Raw genomic sequence first — 19,768 nt, 5'->3', positions numbered from 1 at the left:
TCCTTACTTGACGATCATCTGGCGCAGGCTGGGGCGACGGGGAGCGGCCGACTCCTGCGACCAGGCGGCGAGCGCGGCCACCGTCGGCAGGTCGAAGATCTTCCGGATCGGAATCTCGATCCCCATCTCGGCGCGTGCCCGGCTGATCAGGCGAGTTGCGAGCAGCGAGTGCCCGCCGAGCTCGAAGAAGCCGTCGTCGATGCCGATCCGCTCCACGCCGAGCACCTCGGCGAACAGCTTGGCCAGAGTCTCCTCGCGCGGGGTTCGAGGCGCCCTGTAGGCGGCGCCGTTGTACTCCGGCTCCGGCAGCGCGGCGCGGTCCAGCTTTCCGTTCGGGGCGAGCGGCAGCCGGTCGAGGAACATGAAGGCGGCCGGCACCATGAAGTCCGGCAGCCGCTCCGAGACGAAGCCGTGCAGCTCCTTCCTCGACGGGCCGGAGCCGTCACCGGCCTTCGTGTCCTCGCCGGTGACGACGGGCACGACGTACGCGACCAGCTGCTTGCTCGAGCTGCCGGCGCGCCCCTCGCAGGCGATGACGACGGCCTGCGCGACCCCGGGGTGCGCCGTGACCGCGGCCTCGACCTCGCCGGGCTCGACGCGGAAGCCGCGCACCTTGACCTGCGCGTCTCCGCGGCCCGCGTACTCCAGGGCGCCGTCGGCGTTCCAGCGGGCCAGGTCACCGGTGCGGTACATGCGGGCGCCGGACGGGCCGAACGGGTCGGCGACGAAGCGCTCGGCGGTCAGTTCGGCGCGGCCGTGGTAACCGCGGCCCACGCTGCCGCCGACGTACAGCTCGCCGACCGCGCCGGGCGGCAGCGGCGTCAGGCCGGGTCCGAGGACGTAGGCCCGCATGTTGCCGAGCGGGGTGCCGACGGGCGTGCTGCCCGTCCCTGCCTGCATGTCGCCGTGGACGGCGAAGGTGGTCGCGTAGAACGACTCGCTCTGCCCGTAGGCGTTGACGACCCGTACGCCGGGGAAGGCCTTCCGCGTCTTCTCGACGAGCGACGAGGGCAGGGCCTCGCCGGCGAAGACGACCGTCTCCACCCTGGTGCGGCCGGAGATCTCGTCGACGAGTTCGGCGAAGGCGGACGGCACGGTGGAGATGACGCTGCCGCTCCAGCCCTCCCGCTCGCCCAGGACCAGGACGTCCCGGACCACTTCGACGACGCCGCCGCAGGCGAGGGTCGTGAAGATCTCGAACGCCGAGACGTCGAAGTTGACCGAGGTGCCCGCGAGGAGCCGCTTGCCCGGCTCCATGCCCACGCGGGAGGCGAGCCGCAGCACACCGTTGACCACGTTGGCGTGGGTGATGGCGACGCCCTTGGGCTTGCCCGTGGAGCCGGAGGTGTACATGACGTACGCCAGCTGGTCCGCGTGGAGCGGCAGACCGAGGCCGGTGCCGTCTCCGGACAGGTCGAGCCTGTCGAGGAAGACGTCCGGGGCGTCGTGCTCCGGGAGCACCCCGACCGTCGTGGAGTCCGTCAGGACCAGGCGCGGCCGGGCCTCCCCGAGGATGGCCTCGAGGCGGTGGCTGGGGTACTTGGGGTCGACCGGCAGGTACGCGCCGCCCGCCTTCAGGACTGCGAGCAGCGCGACCACCAGGCCGGCCGACCGCGGCAGCGACACCGCGACCACCGACTCCGGGCCCACCCCGCGTCCGGCCAGTTCGCGCGCCAGGCGGTTGGCCCGGGCGTCCAGTTCGCGGTACGTGAGCGACTCGCCCTCGGCGACCACGGCGACCTCGTCCGGGGTCCGCGCCACCTGTGCCTCGACGAGCTCGCCGACCGTGACGTCCGGAGTGGGGACGGCCGTGTCGTTGAACCCGGTGAGCAGCCGGTCGCGTTCGGCCGGATCCAGGATGTCGACCTCGGCGACCTTCAGGTCGGGGCGGGCCGCCAGCTGACGCAGGATCCGCACGAGGCGGGCCGCGATCACCTCCACGGCGTCCTGCTCGAAGACGCCCTGCGTGTACTGGAGGATGAAGTGGAGGTGCGGGTCGAGCGCCGCCATCAGGGTGAGCGGGTAGTTGGTGCCGGTGGCCGCGCGCAGGCCCGTGAAGGCGATCCCGTCCGCGGCGTCGGAGGCGGCGCCGATGGCCTCCTCGTCGACCGGGTACGACTCGAAGACGACCAGCGTGTCGAAGAGGGACTTCAGGCCGACGGACTGCTGGATCTCCGAGAGCCCGTGGTAGTGGTGGTCCAGGAGACGTGCCTGCCGGCCCTGCAGCCGGGTGAGGACCTCGGCGAGGGTGTCGCCGGGCCCGTACTCGACGCGTACGGGAAGGGTGTTGATGAACATCCCGACGATCGAGTCGACGTCCGTCACCTCGGGCGGGCGCCCGGAGACGGTGGCGCCGAGCACCACGTCCTGGCGGCCGGTGAGCTGGCCGAGCAGCAGCGCCCAGGCACCCTGGACCAGGGTGTTGACGGTGACGCCCAGCTCGGTGGCGCGCCGGCCCAGGGCGCGGGCCTCGTCCTCGGGGAGCGTTATGTCGACCTGGCCGACACCCTCGCCCTTGCCTTCGGAGCCGGGAGCGAGCAGCGTCGGCTCCTCGACGCCTTCCAGCTCGGCCGCCCACACCCGGGCGGTCTCCTCCTGGTCCTGGCGGGCGCGCCAGGACAGGAACTCGCCGAAGTCCCGGGTCGCGGGCAGCCCGGACGGGTCGCCGTGGGACGCGTAGAGCAGCAGCAGGTCCTGCATGAGCAGGGGCATGGACCAGCCGTCGATGAGCACGTGGTGGGCGGTCATCACGAGCTCGGCGCGGCCGTGCTCGAGGACGGCGAGCGCCACGCGGATCAGCGGCGGGGTGGCCACGTCGAAGTGGGCGCCCCGGTCCTCGGCGAGGAACGCCTCGAACTGCTCGGTCCGCTCCGCCTCTTCGAGGGCGGTCAGGTCGAGGTGTTGCCACGGGAGCGACACCGTCTCCGGCACGACCTGCACCACGTCGCCGTCCGCCCGGTTGACGAACGCCGCGCGGAGGCTGGGGTGGCGCGCCAGCAGGGCCTGTGCGGCCCGGTGCATCCGCTCCGGGTCGACGTCGCCGGACAGGTGGAACACCAGCTGCATGTGGTAGGCGTCGAACTCGGCGCCGGCCAGCATCGTGTGGAAGAGCATCCCGGACTGCACCGGGGTCGTCGGCCAGATCCGGCACAGCTTGCCGAACTGCGCCTCCCAGGTGTCGATCTCCTGCTGGCCCACCTCGACCAGGGGTGCGTCGCTCGGGGTCAGGCCGCCGGCCTCGGGGGTCGCGGCGTGCCGCGCCAGGGCGGTCAGCGCCTCGACCCACAGGCCGGCCAGCTCGGTGACCTCGTCGCGGGTGAGCACGCCGGTCGGGAAGCCGAAGTAGGCGGTCAGCTCGTCGCCGGCGGCCACGGCGTTGATCTCCAGCGCCGACAGCACCGGCATGTCCGCGTCGGGCGCGGCGATCAGGTCCCGGTGCGTGGTGTCCGGCGCCCAGCCGAGGCCCCGCAGCTCCTCGGGGATGTCCGCGCTGGACGCCCGGCCGAGGTAGTTGAAGCCGATCCGCGGCTCCCGCCGGCCGGCGAGCGCGGCGGCGGTCTCCGTGTTGAGGTGGCGCAGCAGGCCGTAGCCCATGCCGTTGTCCGGCACGGCGCGCAGCTGTTCCTTGACGGCCTTGACCGCCCGGCCGGCGGCGGGGCCGCCGGCGAACGCGTCCGCGACGTCGATGCCCGTCAGGTCCAGCTTCACCGGGTACATCGCGGTGAACCAGCCGATCGTGCCGGACAGGTCGGCGCCGGGCACGAGGTGGTCCTCGCGGCCGTGGCCTTCGAGCCGGACCAGCGTCGAGTCCCCGGACACTCCGCGGGTCCGGCGCCACTGCGCGAGCGCGAGCGCCAGGCCGGTCAGCAGCCCGTCGTCGACGCCGCTGCGGAACACCGCGGGCACCGTGTCGAGCAGGGTCGCGGTGACGTCGGCCGGCACCTGGATGCGTACGGTGTCCACGGTGGCCGTGACATCGCGCGCCGGGTCCACCTCCCGGGCGCCGAGCACGGGCTCGTCGCCGCTGAGCATCTCCTGCCACAGGGGCAGTTCGGCCACCCGCTCCGGGGTGGCGGCCTCGTCGGCCAGGGCGTGCATCCACCGGCGCAGCGAGGTGCTCTCCGGGGCCGCTTCCGGGGCGAGGCCCTCGCGGACCCGCTTCCACGCGGCGGCCAGGTCCGGCACCAGGATGCGCCAGGACACGCCGTCGACGACCAGGTGGTGCAGCACGATCAGCAGGCGGTCCGCCTCGTCGGCGGAGGTGAGCCACACGAACTGGGCCATGACGCCCGCGTCCGGGTCGAGCCGGTCCGCGGCCGCGTCCAGCTCGGCCTGCACGTCGGCGCCGGCGTAGCGGACCTCGTGCACCAGGGCGCCGGCGTCCACGCTGCCGGCGGGCTCCATGCGCAGGCCCGGCTCCGCCCGGTCGAGGCGGGAGCGCAGCACGTCGTGCCGGTCCAGCACGGCCTGGAGCGTGGCGACCAGGCCCGTACGGTCGATGTCCTCGGGCAGGGTGAGCAGCGCGGACATGCAGAACCGGCCGGTTCCGCCGCCGAGGCCCAGCACGTGCGCGCCCGTCGGGGGCAGCGGGGCCCAGCCCACGCCGCCGCCCGGCAGCTCGGCCAGGACGACCCGCTCCTCTCCCTTCCGGCCCTCGACCAGTTCCGCGAGGCGGGCGACCGTGCGCTGCTCGAAGATCTCCCGGGTGCTGACCACGACGCCGCGCGTCTTGGCGCGCGCCACGACCTGGATCGAGCGGATGCTGTCGCCGCCGCTGGTGAAGAAGTCGTCGTCGATGCCGACCTGCTCGGTGCCGAGCACGTCCGCGTACACCTCGGCCAGGACCCGCTCGGCCTCGCTTCGCGGGGCCCGGAACTCGGTGCGGGCGAACTCCGGCTCGGGCAGGGCGGCCCGGTCCAGCTTTCCGTTCGCGTTCAGGGGCAGCCGGTCCAGCACCATGATCAGCGCGGGCACCATGTAGTCCGGCAGCCTCTTGGCCACGAACCGCTGCAGGTCCGCGGAGGAGAGAGCGGCGTCCTGGGCGGTTTCGCCGTCGGCGGCGCCCGCCGGGGCCACGTAGCCGACGAGCCGCGCGGTGCCGGTGTGGTCCTCGCGGACGGTGACCACGGCCTGGCCGACCGCGGGGTGCCGGCCGAGGGCCGCCTCGATCTCGGTCGGCTCGACACGGATGCCGTTGACCTTCACCTGGTTGTCGGCGCGGCCCGCGTACTTCAGCCGGCCGTTCTCGTCCCACTGGGCCAGGTCACCGGTGCGGTACATGCGTGCGCCGGCGGGACCGAAGGGGGATGCGACGAACCGCTCGGCGGTGATGGCGCCGTTGCCGTGGTAGCCGCGGGCGATCAGACCGCCGACGTACAGTTCGCCGATCACACCGGGCGCGACCGGGGTGAGCTCCGGCCCGAGCACGTAGGTGTGCATGTTGGCCAGGGGTGCTCCGACCGGTACCGCACCGGTCTCGTCCGACTCCTGCGGGAGCGTGTGCGTGGCGGCGTAGAAGCTTTCCGTCTGGCCGTAGGCGTTGACGACCCGGACGCCGGGCAGGGCCCGGCGCACCTTGCGGACCAGGTCGGCCGAGAGGGCCTCGCCGGCGAAGACGACGGTGTCCACGTCGAGTTCGAGGCCGCCGGGGGCGTCGGTGATCTGGTCGAGCAGCGCGGAGAACACCGCGGGCACGGCGCTGATGGTGGTGCCGGACCAGCTGCCGCGCTCGCCGAGTTCGAGTACGTCGCGGACGACCTCGACGCTCGCACCGGCGGTCAGCGCGGTGAAGATCTCGAACACGGAGACGTCGAAGTTCACCGAGGTCGCGGCGAGCATCCGGGAGCCCGCCTCGACCTGCACGGTCCGGCGCAGGTCCTGCACACCGTTGACGACGCTGCCGTGGGTGATGGCGACGCCCTTGGGCGTGCCGGTCGACCCGGACGTGAACATCACGTAGGCCAGGTTGTCCGGCCCGATACGGACGTCCGGGGCCTCCACGGCCCGGCCCTCGAGGCTCAGGTCGTTGAGGTGGAGCACCGGCTGGCGGCACTTGGACACGGTCGGCGCCGTCTGGTAGTCGGTCAGCACCAGGGCGGGGTCGGCCGTGTCGAGCAGCAGGTCGATCCGCGCGGCGGGGTAGTTGGGGTCGATCGGCAGGTAGGCGCCGCCGGCCTTGAGCACGGCGAGGAGCGCGACCACCAGGTCCGCGGTCCGCGGCAGTGCCACGGCGACCAGGACGTCCGGCCCGACACCGCGGTCCCGCAGGACCGCGGCCAGCCGGTTGGCGCGGGCGTCGAGGTCCCGGTACGACAGCGTGGTCGCTCCGGACACCACCGCGGTCGCGTCCGGCGTCTGCGCCGCCTGGGCGGCGACGAGCTCGGGCACCGTCGTGCCGCGCACCGCTGCCGTCGTCTCGTTCAGCTTGGTCAGCCAGTTGCGTTCGGCGTCGGTGAGCACGTCCACCCCGCCGAGCCGCGTCCCGGAGTCGGCGACCACCTGGCGCAGCACGCGCACGTAGCGGTCGACGAGGCTCTGGGCCGTGGCGTGGTCGAACAGCTCGGTCGCGTACTCCAGGCGCCCGTACGCGCCCCCGGCCGGGGCCGGGACGATGTTGAAGAACAGCTCGAACTTGGCGGTGCCGGTGCCCGCCGGAACGGGCGTGATGCGCAGACCCGGTATCTCGATCTGCGACCACTCGAACTGCCAGGCCAGCATGACCTGGAACAGCGGCTGGTAGGCGGTGGTGCGGTCCGGGCTCAGCAGCTCCACCAGGCGCTCGAACGGCACGTCCTGGTTGTCGTACGCGGCGAGGGCCCGGTCGCGGACCTGGTCCAGCAGGTCGCCGAACGAGGGGTTCTGCGACAGGTCGACGCGCAGCACCCAGGTGTTGGCGAAGAAGCCGATCAGGTCGTCGAGCTGTTCGTCGGCGCGCCCCTCGATCGGGCTGCCGATGGTCAGGTCGTTGCCGGCGCCGAGGTGGTGCAGGAGCACCGCGAGCACGGTCTGGGCGACCATGGGCGCGGTGGCGCCGTGCGCCCCTGCGAGCTTCGCGACTCCGGCGAGGAGCTCCGGTTCCAGCTCGAAGTCGACGTGGCCGCCGCGGTGGTCGGCCGCCGTCGGCCGCGGCCGGTCCAGCGGGAGCTGGACCGGCTGCGGGACCCCGGCCAGTTCGGTGCGCCAGTAGTCCAGCTGCGCCGCGGCGACGCTGTCCGGGTCCTCCTCGTCGCCGAGGACCTCGCGCTGCCACAGCGTGTAGTCCTTGTACTGGATCGGAAGAGGAGCCCACTGCGGCGCACCGCCCTGCAGGCGGGCGTCGTAGGCCGCCAGCAGGTCCCGCATGAAGGGCGCCATCGACGCCCCGTCCGCGGCGATGTGGTGGATCACGAACACCACCACGTGCTCCTGCGGGGAGATCCGCAGCACGGTCGTCCGCAGGGGGAGTTCCGTGTCGAGGTCGAAGCCTTCGCACGCGGCCTCGGCGGCCGCCGCCTCCGCCGCGTCCGCGGCCACGTCGACCACCCGGAACTGGAGGGGGGCCTCCTGCGCGGGCACGATCCGCTGCTCCGGGGTGCCGTCGGCGTTCTCGGCGATCAGGGTGCGCAGACTCTCGTGCCGGGTGACGACGTCCGTCACCGCCGCGGCCAGGGCCGCCGTGTCCAGCGGCCCGTCCAGGCGCAGCACGAACGGGATGTTGTAGGTCGCGGACGGGCCTTCCAGACGGTGGAGGAACCACAGCCGACGCTGTGCGAAGGACAACGGGATCATCGACGTACTCCTACACGTTCATCGGGCGAAGCTGGGGGCGGTTCGACGTGCCCGTCTTCTCGAGCCGGGCCGCCAGCTGGGCGACGGTCGGGCTGCGGAAGACGGTGGTGACCTTCACGTCGACCTTGAGCTCGTTGCGGATGCGTCCGGTCAGCCGGGTGGCGAGCAGCGAGTGCCCGCCGTGGTCGAAGAAGTCGGCGTCGATGCCGATCTCCTCGAGACCCAGCAGTTCGGCGAACAGCCGGCAGAGGACTTCCTCGTTGTGGTTGCGGGGCCCCCGTCCGGTCACCGCGGCTTCCGTGTGGTCCGGTGCGGGGAGCGCCTTGCGGTCGAGCTTCCCGCTCGGCGTGGTGGGGAAGGCCGCGAGCGGCACGATCGCCGAGGGGACCATGTACTCCGGCAGGTTCTCCCGGGCCAGGTCCGTCAGGGCCGTGAGGTCCGGCTGGGCCTCGCCCTTGCCCGTCACCACGTACGCGACGAGCCGCTGGTCGCCGGGGCGGTCCTCGCGGACCAGGGCCACCGCGCCGTCGACGTCCGGGTGCTTGGCCAGCGCCGTCTCGATCTCGCCGAGCTCGATGCGGAAGCCGCGGAGCTTGACCTGGAAGTCGGACCGGCCGATGTACTCGACCTGGCCGTCCTGGTTCCACCGCACGACGTCGCCGGTGCGGTACATCCGGGTTCCGGGCTCGCCGAAGGGGCAGGCGACGAACCGGTTCGCGGTCAGCTCCGTCTGTCCCAGGTAGCCGCGGGCGAGCCCGGTGCCGGCCAGGTACAGCTCGCCGGTGACGCCCGGCGCGACCGGGCGCAGCGCCTCGTCCAGCACGTACACCTGGGTGTTCCAGACGGGGGCGCCGATCGGCACCCGGTCGGCACCCGGCACGTGCTGGTACGCCGTGACCTCGACGGACGCCTCGGTGGGCCCGTAGAGGTTGTGCACGCCGCAGCCGGGCAGCACGTCGACGACCCGGTTGGCCAGCGCGGGCGGGAACGCCTCGCCGGCGACCTCGATCCAGCGCAGGCTGGTGCACTCCTTGGCCGCGGGCTCGTTGACGAACGCCTCCAGCAGGGAGGGCACGAAGTCCGCTCCGGTGACCCGCTCCCGCTGGATCAGGTCGGCGAGGTAGGCCGGGTCCCGGCGCCCGTCGGGACGCGCGATCACGACCGCGGCGCCGACCTGGAGCGGTGCGAAGATCTCCGGCACCGAGACGTCGAAGCTGGCCGTCGTGCTGAGCAGCACCCGGTCCTCAATGCCGACGTCGAAGTGCGCCAGACCCCACTTGAGCCGGTTCAGGATCGCCCGGTGCGCCACCTGCACGCCCTTGGGACGGCCGGTGGAGCCGGAGGTGAAGATGACGTACGCCGCGTTGTCCGGCGACAGTGCGCGCTCCGGGTTCGTCTCCGGGTACGCGGAGACGTCCGGAAGGTCCGCGTCGAGCACCAGCAGCGGCTTCGCACTGTCCAGCACGCGCCGCACCCGGTCCTCGGGCAGCTCGGTGTCGATCGGCAGGTAGGCCGCACCGGCCTTCACCACCGCGTAGATCGCCACCATCAGGTCCACCGAGCGGGGGATCTTCACGGCGACCAGCCGCTCTGCGCCGGCACCCTGCTCGACCAGCCAGTGCGCCAGCCGGTTCGCGCGCCGGTTGAACTCGCCGTAGGTCAGCGTCTCGTGCTCGCCGATCAGCGCCACACGGTCAGGGGTGCGCTCCACCTGAGCCTCGAACGCGCCCGGCAGAGTGTCCGCCGCCACCGGATGTGCCGTGTCATTGATCCCCTTGACCAGCCAGTCCCGCTCCTGTGCCGACAGCACCTCCATGGCACCGACCGGCTTCTTCGGGTCCTCGAGCACCTGTTCCAGCACCCGAACGAGCCGGGCGGCGATCTCCTCGGCCGCGTCGCGCTCGAAGAGGTTGGTCTGGTAGTCGAGGGAGAGCCGCAGGTACGGGTCGGAGGAGTTGAGGGTGAGCGGGTAGTGCGAGCCGGCGAACGGCCGGATCGCGTCGATGGTGAAGCCTGCCGAGTCGTTCGCCTCGACGATGCCCTCGCGGTCGATCGGGTAGTTCTCGAACACCACGATCGTGTCGAACAGGGCGGGCAGTCCGACGCCGCGCTGGATGTCGGCCAGGCCGTAGTAGTGGTGGTCGAGCAGTGAGATCTGCCGGTCCTGCAGATCGGCGATGACCTCGCCGACGGTCTGGCCCGGTCGGCAGCGCACCCTGGTCGGCAGGGTGTTGATGAACAGGCCGACCATCTCGTCCGAACCGACCAGGTCCGCCGGGCGGCCGTTGACGGCCGCACCGAACACGACGTCGTCCTGGCCGGTCAGCTTCGAGAGCAGGACCGCCCACGCGCCCTGGAGCAGCGTGTTCAGCGTGACGCCGAGTTCCGCGGCACGCCGGGCGAGCTCCCGGCCCTTGTCGATCGACAGCGGGACCTCGACGCGGCCGAGGCGGGAGGCCTCGCCCTTCTCGGGAAGGTCCGCGGCCAGGAGGGTCGGCTGGTCGAACTCGGCGAGCTCGTCCTTCCACCGGGCGGCCGATGCGTCCCGGTCCTGCCGGGACAGCCAGCCCAGGTAGTCGCCGTAGCTGCGGACCGGGGCGAGGTCCTCGGTGCCGCCGTACAGCCGGACGAGGTCCTTGATCACCAGCGGCGACGACCACCCGTCGAACAGGGTGTGGTGCGCCGTGATGATGAGCTTCGCCTTCTGCGGCCCGCAGGTGAGCAGGGCCAGCCGGATCAGCGGCGGGCGGGTGGGGTCGAGCTGGTCGGCCCGGTCGTCGGCGAGGGCCTTGTCGACCGCGGCTTCCTGTGCGGCCTCGTCGAGGCCGGTCAGGTCGATGTGCTGCCAGGGGATGGCGACGTGCTCCGCCACGACCTGGACCGGATCGCCGTCGGCTCCGGACACGAACGCGGAGCGCAGGTTCGGGTACCGCTCGAGGAGCGCCTGCCCGGCCGCCCGCATGCGCGCCGGGTCCACGTGCCCGGTCAGGTGCAGCAGGAACTGCATGTGGTAGACGTCGAAGGTGCCGTCGGCGAGCGCCGCCTGGAACTGGATGCCGGACTGGCCCGGGCCCTGCGGCCACACCTGGACGAGCCGGCCGTAGCGCTCCTCCCACTCGTCGATCTCGTGCTGCTTCACCGAGACCAGCGGGGCGTCCGAGGGCGTGAGCCCGCCGATCTGCGGGCGTGCGGCGTGCGCGGCCATGCCGTGCAGCACCTCGACCCACAGCTCGGCCAGTTCGGCGGTCCGCTCGCGGGAGAGCACCCCGGTGGGGAACATGAAGACGGCCTGGAGCCGGGCGCCGTCGGCGGTGTCCGTGACGACCGAGTTGACCTCGAGCGCGGACAGCGCGGGCAGGTCCGGGTCGGGCATCGGGATCAGCTGGGCGGACCAGTCCGCCGGTACCCATCCCTCGGCGCGCAGGTGCTCGGGCACGTCGGCGTCGGAGATCCGGCCGAGGTAGTTGAAGCCGATCTGCGGCGCCGCGTAGTCCTCGAGCTGCGGGGCGGTCTCCGGGTTCAGCCAGCGCAGGAGGCCGTAGCCCAGTCCCTTGTCCGGGACACCGCGCAGCTGCTCCTTGACCAGCTTGATCGCCTTGCCGGCGGCGGAGCCGCCCGCGAGCACGTCGGCCAGGTCCACGCCCTGCACGTCGACCCGGGCCGGGTACATGCTGGTGAACCATCCGACGGTCCGGGAGAGGTCCGCTCCGGGGACGACCTCTTCCTCGCGCCCGTGTCCTTCCAGGCGGACCAGGGTCGAACGGTCGTCACCGCGCCAGCGGTTCACCGCGAGGGCGAGCGCGGCGAGCAGCACGTCGGTGCCGGTGCCCTTGAACGCGGCGGGAAGCTTGGTCAGCACCGCCTCGGTGACCTCGGCGGGCAGCTGCACGCGCACGGTCTCGAGGGTGGACATGACGTCCACGGCGGGGTCGAACGCCCGCTCGCCCAGCGGAAGGTTGGGCGACTCGAGCATGTCGCGCCAGTAGTCCAGCTCCTCTTCCCGCTCCGGGGAGAGGGCCTCGGACTCCAGCGCCGCCGCCCAGCGGCGGGCCGAGGTGCCGACCTCGGGAAGCTCCGGCGCCTTGCCGGACTTGACCTGCTGCCAGGCCTCGGCGAAGTCGGACATGAGGATGCGCCAGGAGACGCCGTCCACCACCAGGTGGTGCAGCACCACGAGCAGCCTGCCCGCACCCGAGTCCGCGGTGAACCAGACGAAGTCGGCCATGGTGCCGGCCTCCGGGTCGAGCCGGCCGGCCGCGGCGTCCACCTCCGCCTTCGCCGCCTCCAGGGCGGCGGGGTCGTCCCACCCGCCGGCGACGGGCACGCGGCGGATCAGGTCCGCCGCGCGCACCGCGCCCTGCGGACGGACGACGAGGGAGGGCTCGCCGCCGCGCACCAGCTGCGCGCGCAGGAGGTCGTGCCGGTCGAGCACGGCGTCCAGCGTGGCGGCCAGTCCGCTCTCGTCGATGCCCGTGGGCAGCTCGAGCACGATCGACATGGCGAAACGGTTGATCCCGCCGCCGTGCTCGAACACGTGCTGCGCCACCGGCTGCAGCGCCAGCTCGCCGACGCCGCCGCCGTCGAGCTCCGCGAGCACCGGCACCCGGTCCTTGCGGTCGGAGGCCACCTCGGCCAGCCGCTCCGCAGTGCGGCACTCGAAGATCTCCCGCGTGGTCAGCTCCAGGCCCCGGGCCCGGGCGCGGGCCACGACCTGGATCGAGCGCAGGCTGTCGCCGCCCACGGCGAAGAAGTCGTCGTCGATGCCGACCCGGTCCACGCCGAGCACGTCCGCGTACGCGGCGGTGATGATCTTCTCGGCCTCGGTGCGCGGCTCCCGGTAGGCCTCGCCCAGGAACTCCGGCTCGGGCAGCGCAGAGCGGTCCAGCTTGCCGGTCGCGCCGAGCGGGAGCTGGCTGACGGCCACGAAGGCCGACGGCACCATGTAGTCGGGCAGCCGTGCCGCGACGAACTTGCGCAGCTCGGCGGCCGAGGCTCCGGCCTGCACGTCCACGTCGCCGATACCGCCGGCGCCGTCGTCGCCGACGGCCCCCTCGCCGGTGTGCACCACGTAGGCGACGAGCCGGCGCCCGGCCGAACCCACCTCGCGGCCGATCACCACGGCCTCGCTGATACCGGGGTGCTGCGTGATCGCCGCTTCCACCTCGGCGGTCTCGATGCGGAAGCCGCGCACCTTGACCTGGCCGTCACCGCGGCCGACGCATTCCAGCTGGCCGCGGGCGTTCCAGCGGGCGAGGTCGCCCGTACGGTACATCCGCTCGCCGGCGGCGAACGGGTTCGCCACGTAGCGCTCGGCGGTCAGGCCCGGGCGGTCGTGGTAGCCGCGGCCGAGGCAGGTGCCGACCACGTACAGCTCGCCGATGACGCCCTGCGGCACCGGGGCGAGGCCCGGGCCCAGCACGTAGGCGCGCATGTTCCCCAGCGGGGTGCCGATGGGCGCGACGTCGCTCTCCGCCCACTCCTCGCTCGCCGCGAGGGAGAAGGTGGTGGCGTAGAAGCTCTCGCTCTGCCCGTAGGAGTTCACGATCTGCACGTCGGGCAGGGCCTCGCGGACCTGGCGCACCAGGCGGGCCGGGAGCACGTCGCCCGCGAGGACGACCGTGCGCACGTCGGTCGCCTTGTGCAGGTGACCGACGAGCTCGCCGAGCACCGAGGGGACGCCGCTGATGACGTGGCCGTCCCAGCCGTCGCGCTCGGCGAGCGCCAGCGCGTTCGGCACGACCTCGGCGGTGCCGCCGGTGGACAGGGTGGTCAGCAGCTCGAAGACCGAGACGTCGAAGTTCACCGAGGTGCCGGCGAGCATCTTCCAGCCGGCCGGCGCGTCGATGACGCGCACCAGCTCCTGCACGCCGTTGACGACGCTGCGGTGGGTGATCGCCGCGCCCTTCGGCTTGCCCGTGGAGCCGGAGGTGTACATCACGTACGCCAGGTTGTCGGGGCCCAGCGGCGAGATGCGGCCGGTGTTGTCCAGGGCCCCTCGGGGCGCGTCCCATTCGGCGCGGAGGTCGAGGTTGATGCTCGACATGTCGTTCTGCGGCAGTTCCCGCCCCGTCGCGGTGTCGGTGACCACGAAGCGCGGGCGTGCCTCGGACAGCACGGTCTCCGCGCGTCCGGCGAGGTACTGCGGGTCCATCGGCACGTAGCCGGCACCGGACTTGAGGATGCCGAGCAGGCCGACGACCAGGTCTTCGGTACGCGGCAGTGCCAGGACCACCAGGTCGTCCGGCCCGGCACCGCGCCGGACGAGCTCCCACGCGACGGCGTTCGCCCGCTCGTCGAGCTCCCGGTAGGTCAGCGTCCGGCCGTCGCACAGGATCGCCGGGGCGTCCGGGGTCCTGGCCGCCTGGCTCTCGAAGAGCTCCGGGACCGTCAGCTCGGACGCCGCCGTGGCGTCGTCGTTGTCGTTGAACTCGACGAGCAGAAGGTCCCGCTCGGCCGCGTCGAGCACGTCGATGCCGCCGATGGCGCGCTCCGAGTCGGCCACGAGCCGGCCCAGCACGCGCACGAAACGGTCCCCGAGGAGCTCGACCGTCGCCCGCTCGAACAGGTCGGTGGCGTACTCCAGACGGACTCCGGCCCCGCCGGCGCCGTCCGGGATCATGTTGAAGAACAGGTCGAACTTGGCCGTTCCGGTCTCGAGCGTCTCGGACTCGACACCGAGGCCGGCGAACTCCAGGTCCCCCAGGGGCTCCTGCCAGGCGAGCATCACCTGGAAGAACGGGTGGTAGGCGGTGGACCGGTCCGGGTTGAGCAGCTCCACCAGGCGCTCGAACGGCATGTCCTGGTTGTCGTACGCGGCCAGGGCCCGGTCGCGCACCCGCTGGAGCAGCTCGAGGAAGGTCGGGTTGCCGGAGAGGTCGACGCGCAGCACCCAGGTGTTGACGAAGAACCCGACGAGGTCGCGCAGCTCCTCGTCGGTGCGGCCGGCGATCGGCGCACCGAGGGGCACGTCGTCACCGCAGCCGAGGTGGTGCAGGAGCACCGCCAGCGCCGACTGCATGACCATGGACACCGTGGTGTCCTGTTCCGCGGCCACCTTCTCCACGGCGCGCAGCAGGTCGGGCTCGATCGGGAACTTGACCAGGTCGCCGCGGGGGCTCGTCATCTTGGGGCGCGGGCGGTCCGTCGGCAGGGCCAGCGGCTGCGCCATGTCGGCCAGGGCCTCGCGCCAGTACTCCAGCTGCCGGGCCGCCAGGCTGTCCGGGTCGGACTCGTCGCCGAGCATGTCCTGCTGCCACAGCGTGTAGTCCGCGTACTGCACCGGGAGCGGCTCCCACACGGGGGCGTCGCCCTCCTTGCGGGCCGAGTACGCCGTGGTGAGGTCGCGGAGCAGCGGCCCGAGGGACTCCCCGTCCAGGGCGATGTGGTGCACCACGAGGACCAGGGTGTGGTCGAGCGCGCCGGTCCGCACCAGCGTGGCGCGGATCGGCACGTCGGTGGCGAGGTCGAAGGTCTCGACGGCGGCCGCGCCGACGGCAGCCGCCCGCTCCTCCTCCGCCACCTCGACGAGCGGCAGTTCGAACGGCTTGTGGCCGGACGCCAGCACCTCCTGGTGCGGGATGCCGTCGTCGCCCTCGACGATCACCGTACGGAGGACTTCGTGCCGGTCGATGACATCGCGGAGCGCCGTCTCCAGCGCACCCACGTTCAGCTCACCGGTCAGCCGCAGGGCGAAAGCGCCGTTGTAGGTCGGCGAAGGGCCTTCGAACCGGTCCACGAACCACAGCCGACGCTGCGCGAACGACAACGGGATCATTGTTTCTCCAAATCGGCGGAACCAGGGAGCAAGTCGTCACTCAGCTCTGGTCGAGCAGGGTCAGAAGTTCGTCGTTGTAGAAGTCGTCGATGGAGCACGCCCCCGACAGCGTCGAGAAGTACCGGTCGATGTGCTCCTGGTGGCCGACCAGCTTCCGCAGCATGTCGACCCGGCCCTCGGGCTTGAGCTCGGCGACGTTGAGCGCGCCCTGGTAGTGGTTGAGGGCCTCGTTGCTCAGCTCGTTCTCGTAGCGCCGCAGCGCGGACTTGAGCTTGTCGTCGTCGTGCAGGCCGTCGCCGATGAAGTCGGTGAGGTTCTGGGCCTGGACGAAGGCCTCGGTGATGCCGCGGGCGGTGATGGAGTCCTTGTGGTTCACCGCGTCGCCGACCAGCGCCCACCCGGGCCCGTAGGCCTTGCGGAAGTAGTTGTCCTGGTGGCCCGTGCCGTACAGCTGCTCCACGCGCTCGCCCGACTGCATGCGCTCCCACAGCTCGGGCGCCGTCGTGCGGAAGGCGTCGAGGTAGGCGGGTTCGACCGCCTTGCGGACCGCGCCGAAGTCCGCCTGCGGGAAGTAGGCCATGAGGAGCGTGAGGTCGTTGTTGGTCGGCAGCACGCCGATCCAGCGGCCCGGCTGCTCGTACAGCTCGAAGTCCGAGGGAACCCCGGCCCAGTAGCTGTAGTAGGTGCAGGTCAGCCGCGGGTGCTCGATGACGTTCTCCGCGCCGACCTTGCGGGCCACCAGCGAGCGCATGCCGTCCGCGCCGACGACCAGGCGGGCCCGCTCCGTCGCCTCCGCGCCGCCGGGCGTGGTGTACCGCACGCCGACGACCCGGCCGTCCTCGAACAGCAGGTCGTTGACGGCGCAGCCCTCCTGGAACTCGACGCCGGCCTCGACGGCGCCTTCCGCGAGGATCGGGTCGAGCACGAAGCGCCGCGGGGCGTACGTCTCCGTCAGGCCGTCCATCGGCAGGGAGAAGCCCTCGATGCGGACGCCGGGGCCCTCGTAGACCTGCTTGGTGATCGGCCGGCAGCCCGCGTCACGGAGCTTGTCGAGCAGTCCCCACCGGTTCATCAGGGCCACGCCCTGCATGTGCAGGTAGTGCGAGGACAGCGTGTCCTGAGGGAATCGCGCTTTCTCCAGGAGCAGCACTCGATAACCCTGCTGCGCGAATAGCATGGCCGTCGGCGAGCCCGCACAACGGGCACCGATGACAATCACGTCGTACATGGCGCCTCCGCCTCTCTTACCAGGTAGTTTTTGGCCCAACGCGGCAGCAACCGGAAATCCCTTGTGATTGAGCGCGCTATCGGCGCAGCGGACCGAATAACCGCTGCCGAGCATGAATGCGATGCTAGCCGATATGAACTAGCGGGATAATAGAACCAGCGCGGTAAATACATGCCGATGCCGTGCCGTGTCTCGCCGGCGAGACACGGCAGGGCATCAACCACGCCTGGATTTACCGGGTCGGGGCACCCAGCGATTCGATGTACGCAGAGATCGACGCCACCGTCGAGTTGAGGAACATCTGGTCCATCGGGACCTCGACGCCCAACTCGTCCATGAAAGCACCCTGAATCCTGACCATGATCAAAGACTGGCCGCCCAGGGCGAAGAAATCGTCGTCGACCGATATGTCGTCCTGCTGGAGTTCCCGGCACCAAATGGCGCGCACGCTGTCGGCGATCATCACAGCCCTCTCGGTTGTCATCAAAAGTCCGCCGACTATGCGGCAATGCCGCTGTCGGCGAACTGCTTCCGGTATGCATCGACCAGCGCGACGCGGTCGACTTTCCCGTGCGGGCTGAGCGGAAGCAGCGGGACGTTCACGAATTTGGCCGGCACCATGTTCCGCGGCAGCGTCTCCAGGAGGCCGGTGCGCAGGTCGTCGTCGGCGGGGGCGTCCGCCACCGGGACGATGAACGCGATCAGCTCGGCCTCGCCGGCGTCGGTGTACGTGATGGCCACGGCGGCCTCGCGGACCCCGGCCAGCCGGGCGAGCGCGCGCTCGATGTCGGTGGGGTCGATGCGCATGCCGCGCACCTTCACCTGGGCGTCGATCCGGCCGAGGACGATGAGCTCGCCGGCCTCGTTCACGTGGCCGCGGTCGCCCGTGCGGTAGACCCGCAGCGGCTCGCCGTCGACCTCGATCGTCGTGAACTTGGCGTTCTCGGGACCGTTGTTGAGGTAGCCCGCGCCGACGCTGGCCCCGGCGATGCAGATCTCGCCCTGCTCCCCCGGCGCGACACCGCGCAGGTCCTCGTCGACGAGGTGGATGTCGGTGTTGTAGGCCGGCTTGCCGACCGGCGGGACGTCGTGCTCGCCGGGCCGGTAGGCGGCCAGGTCGTACGAGGTCGCGACGTCCGTGCACTCGGCGACGCCGTACTGGTGCAGGAGGGTGCAGGTGTTGCCCTCGCGCCGCGCCCAGTCCGTGAGCCGCTCCACCTTCAGGGCCTCGCCGCCGAAGAGCACGTAGTCGAGCCGGCTGAGGACGTCGCCGCCGCGTGCGGTCTCCCAGTCCACCAGCAGGTACAGCGTGCTGGAGGCGCAGTGCACCACGCGCACGTCGCGCTCACGGAGCAGGCGGTAGGCCATCATGGCGTCGAAGTTGCGGGTCGCCATCAGGTTCTGGGTGGCGCCGACGAACAGCGGCGTCATCAGGCTGCGCTGGGAGAGGTCGAACCCGAAGGCGCTGACGACCAGGTGGTTCGACCCGCTGTGCAGGCCGTACTCGAGCTTCAGCCAGTTCATCAGGTTGAACCAGCCCTCGTGCCGCACCGCGGTCAGCTTCGGCGTACCGGTCGAGCCGGACGTGAAGACCGCGTAGCAGATGTCGTCGCCCGTGACGGTGACCTCGGGGGCGGTCGCCGGGAGGGCCGCCAGGCCGTCGGCGAGCTGCTCGAGGTCGATGACGTCGACGTCCGCCGACTCGACCATGTCGGCCGTGGCCGGGGAGGCGACGATCAGGGCGAGGTCGGGCACCTGGCCCAGCAGCAGCTGGAGCCGCGCCGCCGGGTAGGCCGGGTCGAACGGCACGTAGGCCGCGCCCGCCTTCAGCGTGCCGAGGATGGCCACGAGCATGTCGATCGAGTAGTCGAGACAGACGCCGACCTTCGCACCGCGGCCGTGTCCGCGCTCGGCGAGGAAATGGGCGAAACGATTCGCCTTCACGTCCAGCTCTGCGTACGTCAGCTCCTGGCCGGCCCAGAAGACGGCGACGGCGTCGGGCGCCGCCGCCACGTTCGCCTCGAACTGCTTGTGGACGACGGGCGCCGAGGGCAGGGCGACCCGCTTTCCCTGAAGGATCATCAACTGACTCCGATGTGAGAGGTGTCCGGTCGGACGAGCCGCCGGCACACCGCCGGGAACGGGGCGGTGGCCGGCACAGTGGGGCGATGCGCCTCTAGGCGGTCCGGCGATCGGCGGTTTCGAGCAACTGGGCCACCCACTTGTCGACGGTCAGACCGTGCGCGGCGGCCGTCTTCGAGTAGTACTCCAGCTGGCCTGCGGACAGCTCGATGGTGAGCGTGGTGCGCTTCTGCTGGCGCCGTTCGGCGGCCGCCGAGTCGGCCAGCCGGGGTACCTCTTGCTTCTCGTCGCCGCTGCCCGCGGGGACCTCGGTCGTATCGCTCTGCACGGCCAGGCTGGCGCGGACCGACCTGCGGAGTTCGTTGCGCGACCACTTCTGCTGCTCGGCCTTGCGCAGCCAGTAGTCCTGCTCCGGCGGCGACAGGCGGGCCACCTCGGCGTGGTGGGCGAAGCTGAGGCTGTCCCGCCTGCGGTGGTGCTCGAACCGCCGGCCCACCCAGGCGTAGTTGCGCAAGGTCTGGTAGTCGAGGCCCGTGCGCTCGATCGCCTCCTTGTACCGCCGCCACCCGTAGGTGGCCTCCCCGTAGCTCATCCAGTCGGCGAGCCACCACGCGGAGGAGTTCACGAGCTCGCGCAGGTTGGTCCCGATCTGCTCCCAGGACCGCTCCGACAGGTTCTCCGGGAAGACCATCCCCGACTTCTGCACCTTGGCCTGCGACCCCACGAACGACAGGACCGCGTCCCGTTGCGCGGGCTCACCGCTGTTGCCCCCCGGCCCCGCCTTGTATCTGCTGGCGGTCCTCACAGCGCCGCTCACAACCTTCATCTCCCCACTCAGAGTGTTTGCCTGGGCGTACACCCGGTCGCCCTGCCGAGCACCCGGGCGGCGGTCACTGTCGTTCCACTGCGCCGGCGCA

6 protein-coding genes are annotated in these 19,768 nt (G+C 71.7%); all 6 read right to left on the bottom strand.

Annotated features, from left to right (window positions below):
* Window positions 1-3: 3 nt before the first annotated feature.
* Window positions 4-7,767, bottom strand: a complete 7,764-nt coding sequence (locus AB5J51_RS40920) for an amino acid adenylation domain-containing protein (protein WP_369780509.1) — start codon at window positions 7,765-7,767, stop codon at window positions 4-6.
* A gap of 10 nt (window positions 7,768-7,777) precedes the next feature.
* On the bottom strand, window positions 7,778-15,541 hold the full coding sequence (locus AB5J51_RS40915) for an amino acid adenylation domain-containing protein (RefSeq protein WP_369780508.1): 7,764 nt from the start codon (window positions 15,539-15,541) through the stop codon (window positions 7,778-7,780).
* 40 nt (window positions 15,542-15,581) lie between these two features.
* Entirely contained in the window at window positions 15,582-16,769 is a 1,188-nt protein-coding gene (locus AB5J51_RS40910; protein ID WP_053788233.1) for an NAD(P)/FAD-dependent oxidoreductase, read from the bottom strand.
* 232 nt (window positions 16,770-17,001) lie between these two features.
* Entirely contained in the window at window positions 17,002-17,253 is a 252-nt protein-coding gene (locus AB5J51_RS40905; protein ID WP_369780507.1) for an acyl carrier protein, read from the bottom strand.
* Between the two features lie 14 nt (window positions 17,254-17,267).
* A complete protein-coding gene (locus tag AB5J51_RS40900) occupies window positions 17,268-18,851 on the bottom strand; it encodes an amino acid adenylation domain-containing protein (protein ID WP_053788234.1) in 1,584 nt (527 codons plus the stop codon).
* Window positions 18,852-18,945: 94 nt separating this feature from the next.
* The gene (locus tag AB5J51_RS40895) at window positions 18,946-19,656 is read right to left on the bottom strand and encodes an LmbU family transcriptional regulator (RefSeq protein ID WP_053788235.1); all 711 of its coding nucleotides are present in this window, start codon (window positions 19,654-19,656) and stop codon (window positions 18,946-18,948) included.
* Between the last annotated feature and the right edge of the window lie 112 nt (window positions 19,657-19,768).

Source organism: Streptomyces sp. R33, from assembly GCF_041200175.1.
GTDB classification, from domain to species: domain Bacteria; phylum Actinomycetota; class Actinomycetes; order Streptomycetales; family Streptomycetaceae; genus Streptomyces; species Streptomyces katrae_B.
This window is presented reverse-complemented; position numbering and strand designations above follow the sequence as displayed.

Coding starts and splice junctions, on each gene's coding strand:
- AB5J51_RS40920 (WP_369780509.1), bottom strand. CDS start 7,767: ATGATCCCGTTGTCCTTCGCACAGCGTCGGCTGTGGTTCCTCCACCGT.
- AB5J51_RS40915 (WP_369780508.1), bottom strand. CDS start 15,541: ATGATCCCGTTGTCGTTCGCGCAGCGTCGGCTGTGGTTCGTGGACCGG.
- AB5J51_RS40910 (WP_053788233.1), bottom strand. CDS start 16,769: ATGTACGACGTGATTGTCATCGGTGCCCGTTGTGCGGGCTCGCCGACG.
- AB5J51_RS40905 (WP_369780507.1), bottom strand. CDS start 17,253: ATGACAACCGAGAGGGCTGTGATGATCGCCGACAGCGTGCGCGCCATT.
- AB5J51_RS40900 (WP_053788234.1), bottom strand. CDS start 18,851: ATGATCCTTCAGGGAAAGCGGGTCGCCCTGCCCTCGGCGCCCGTCGTC.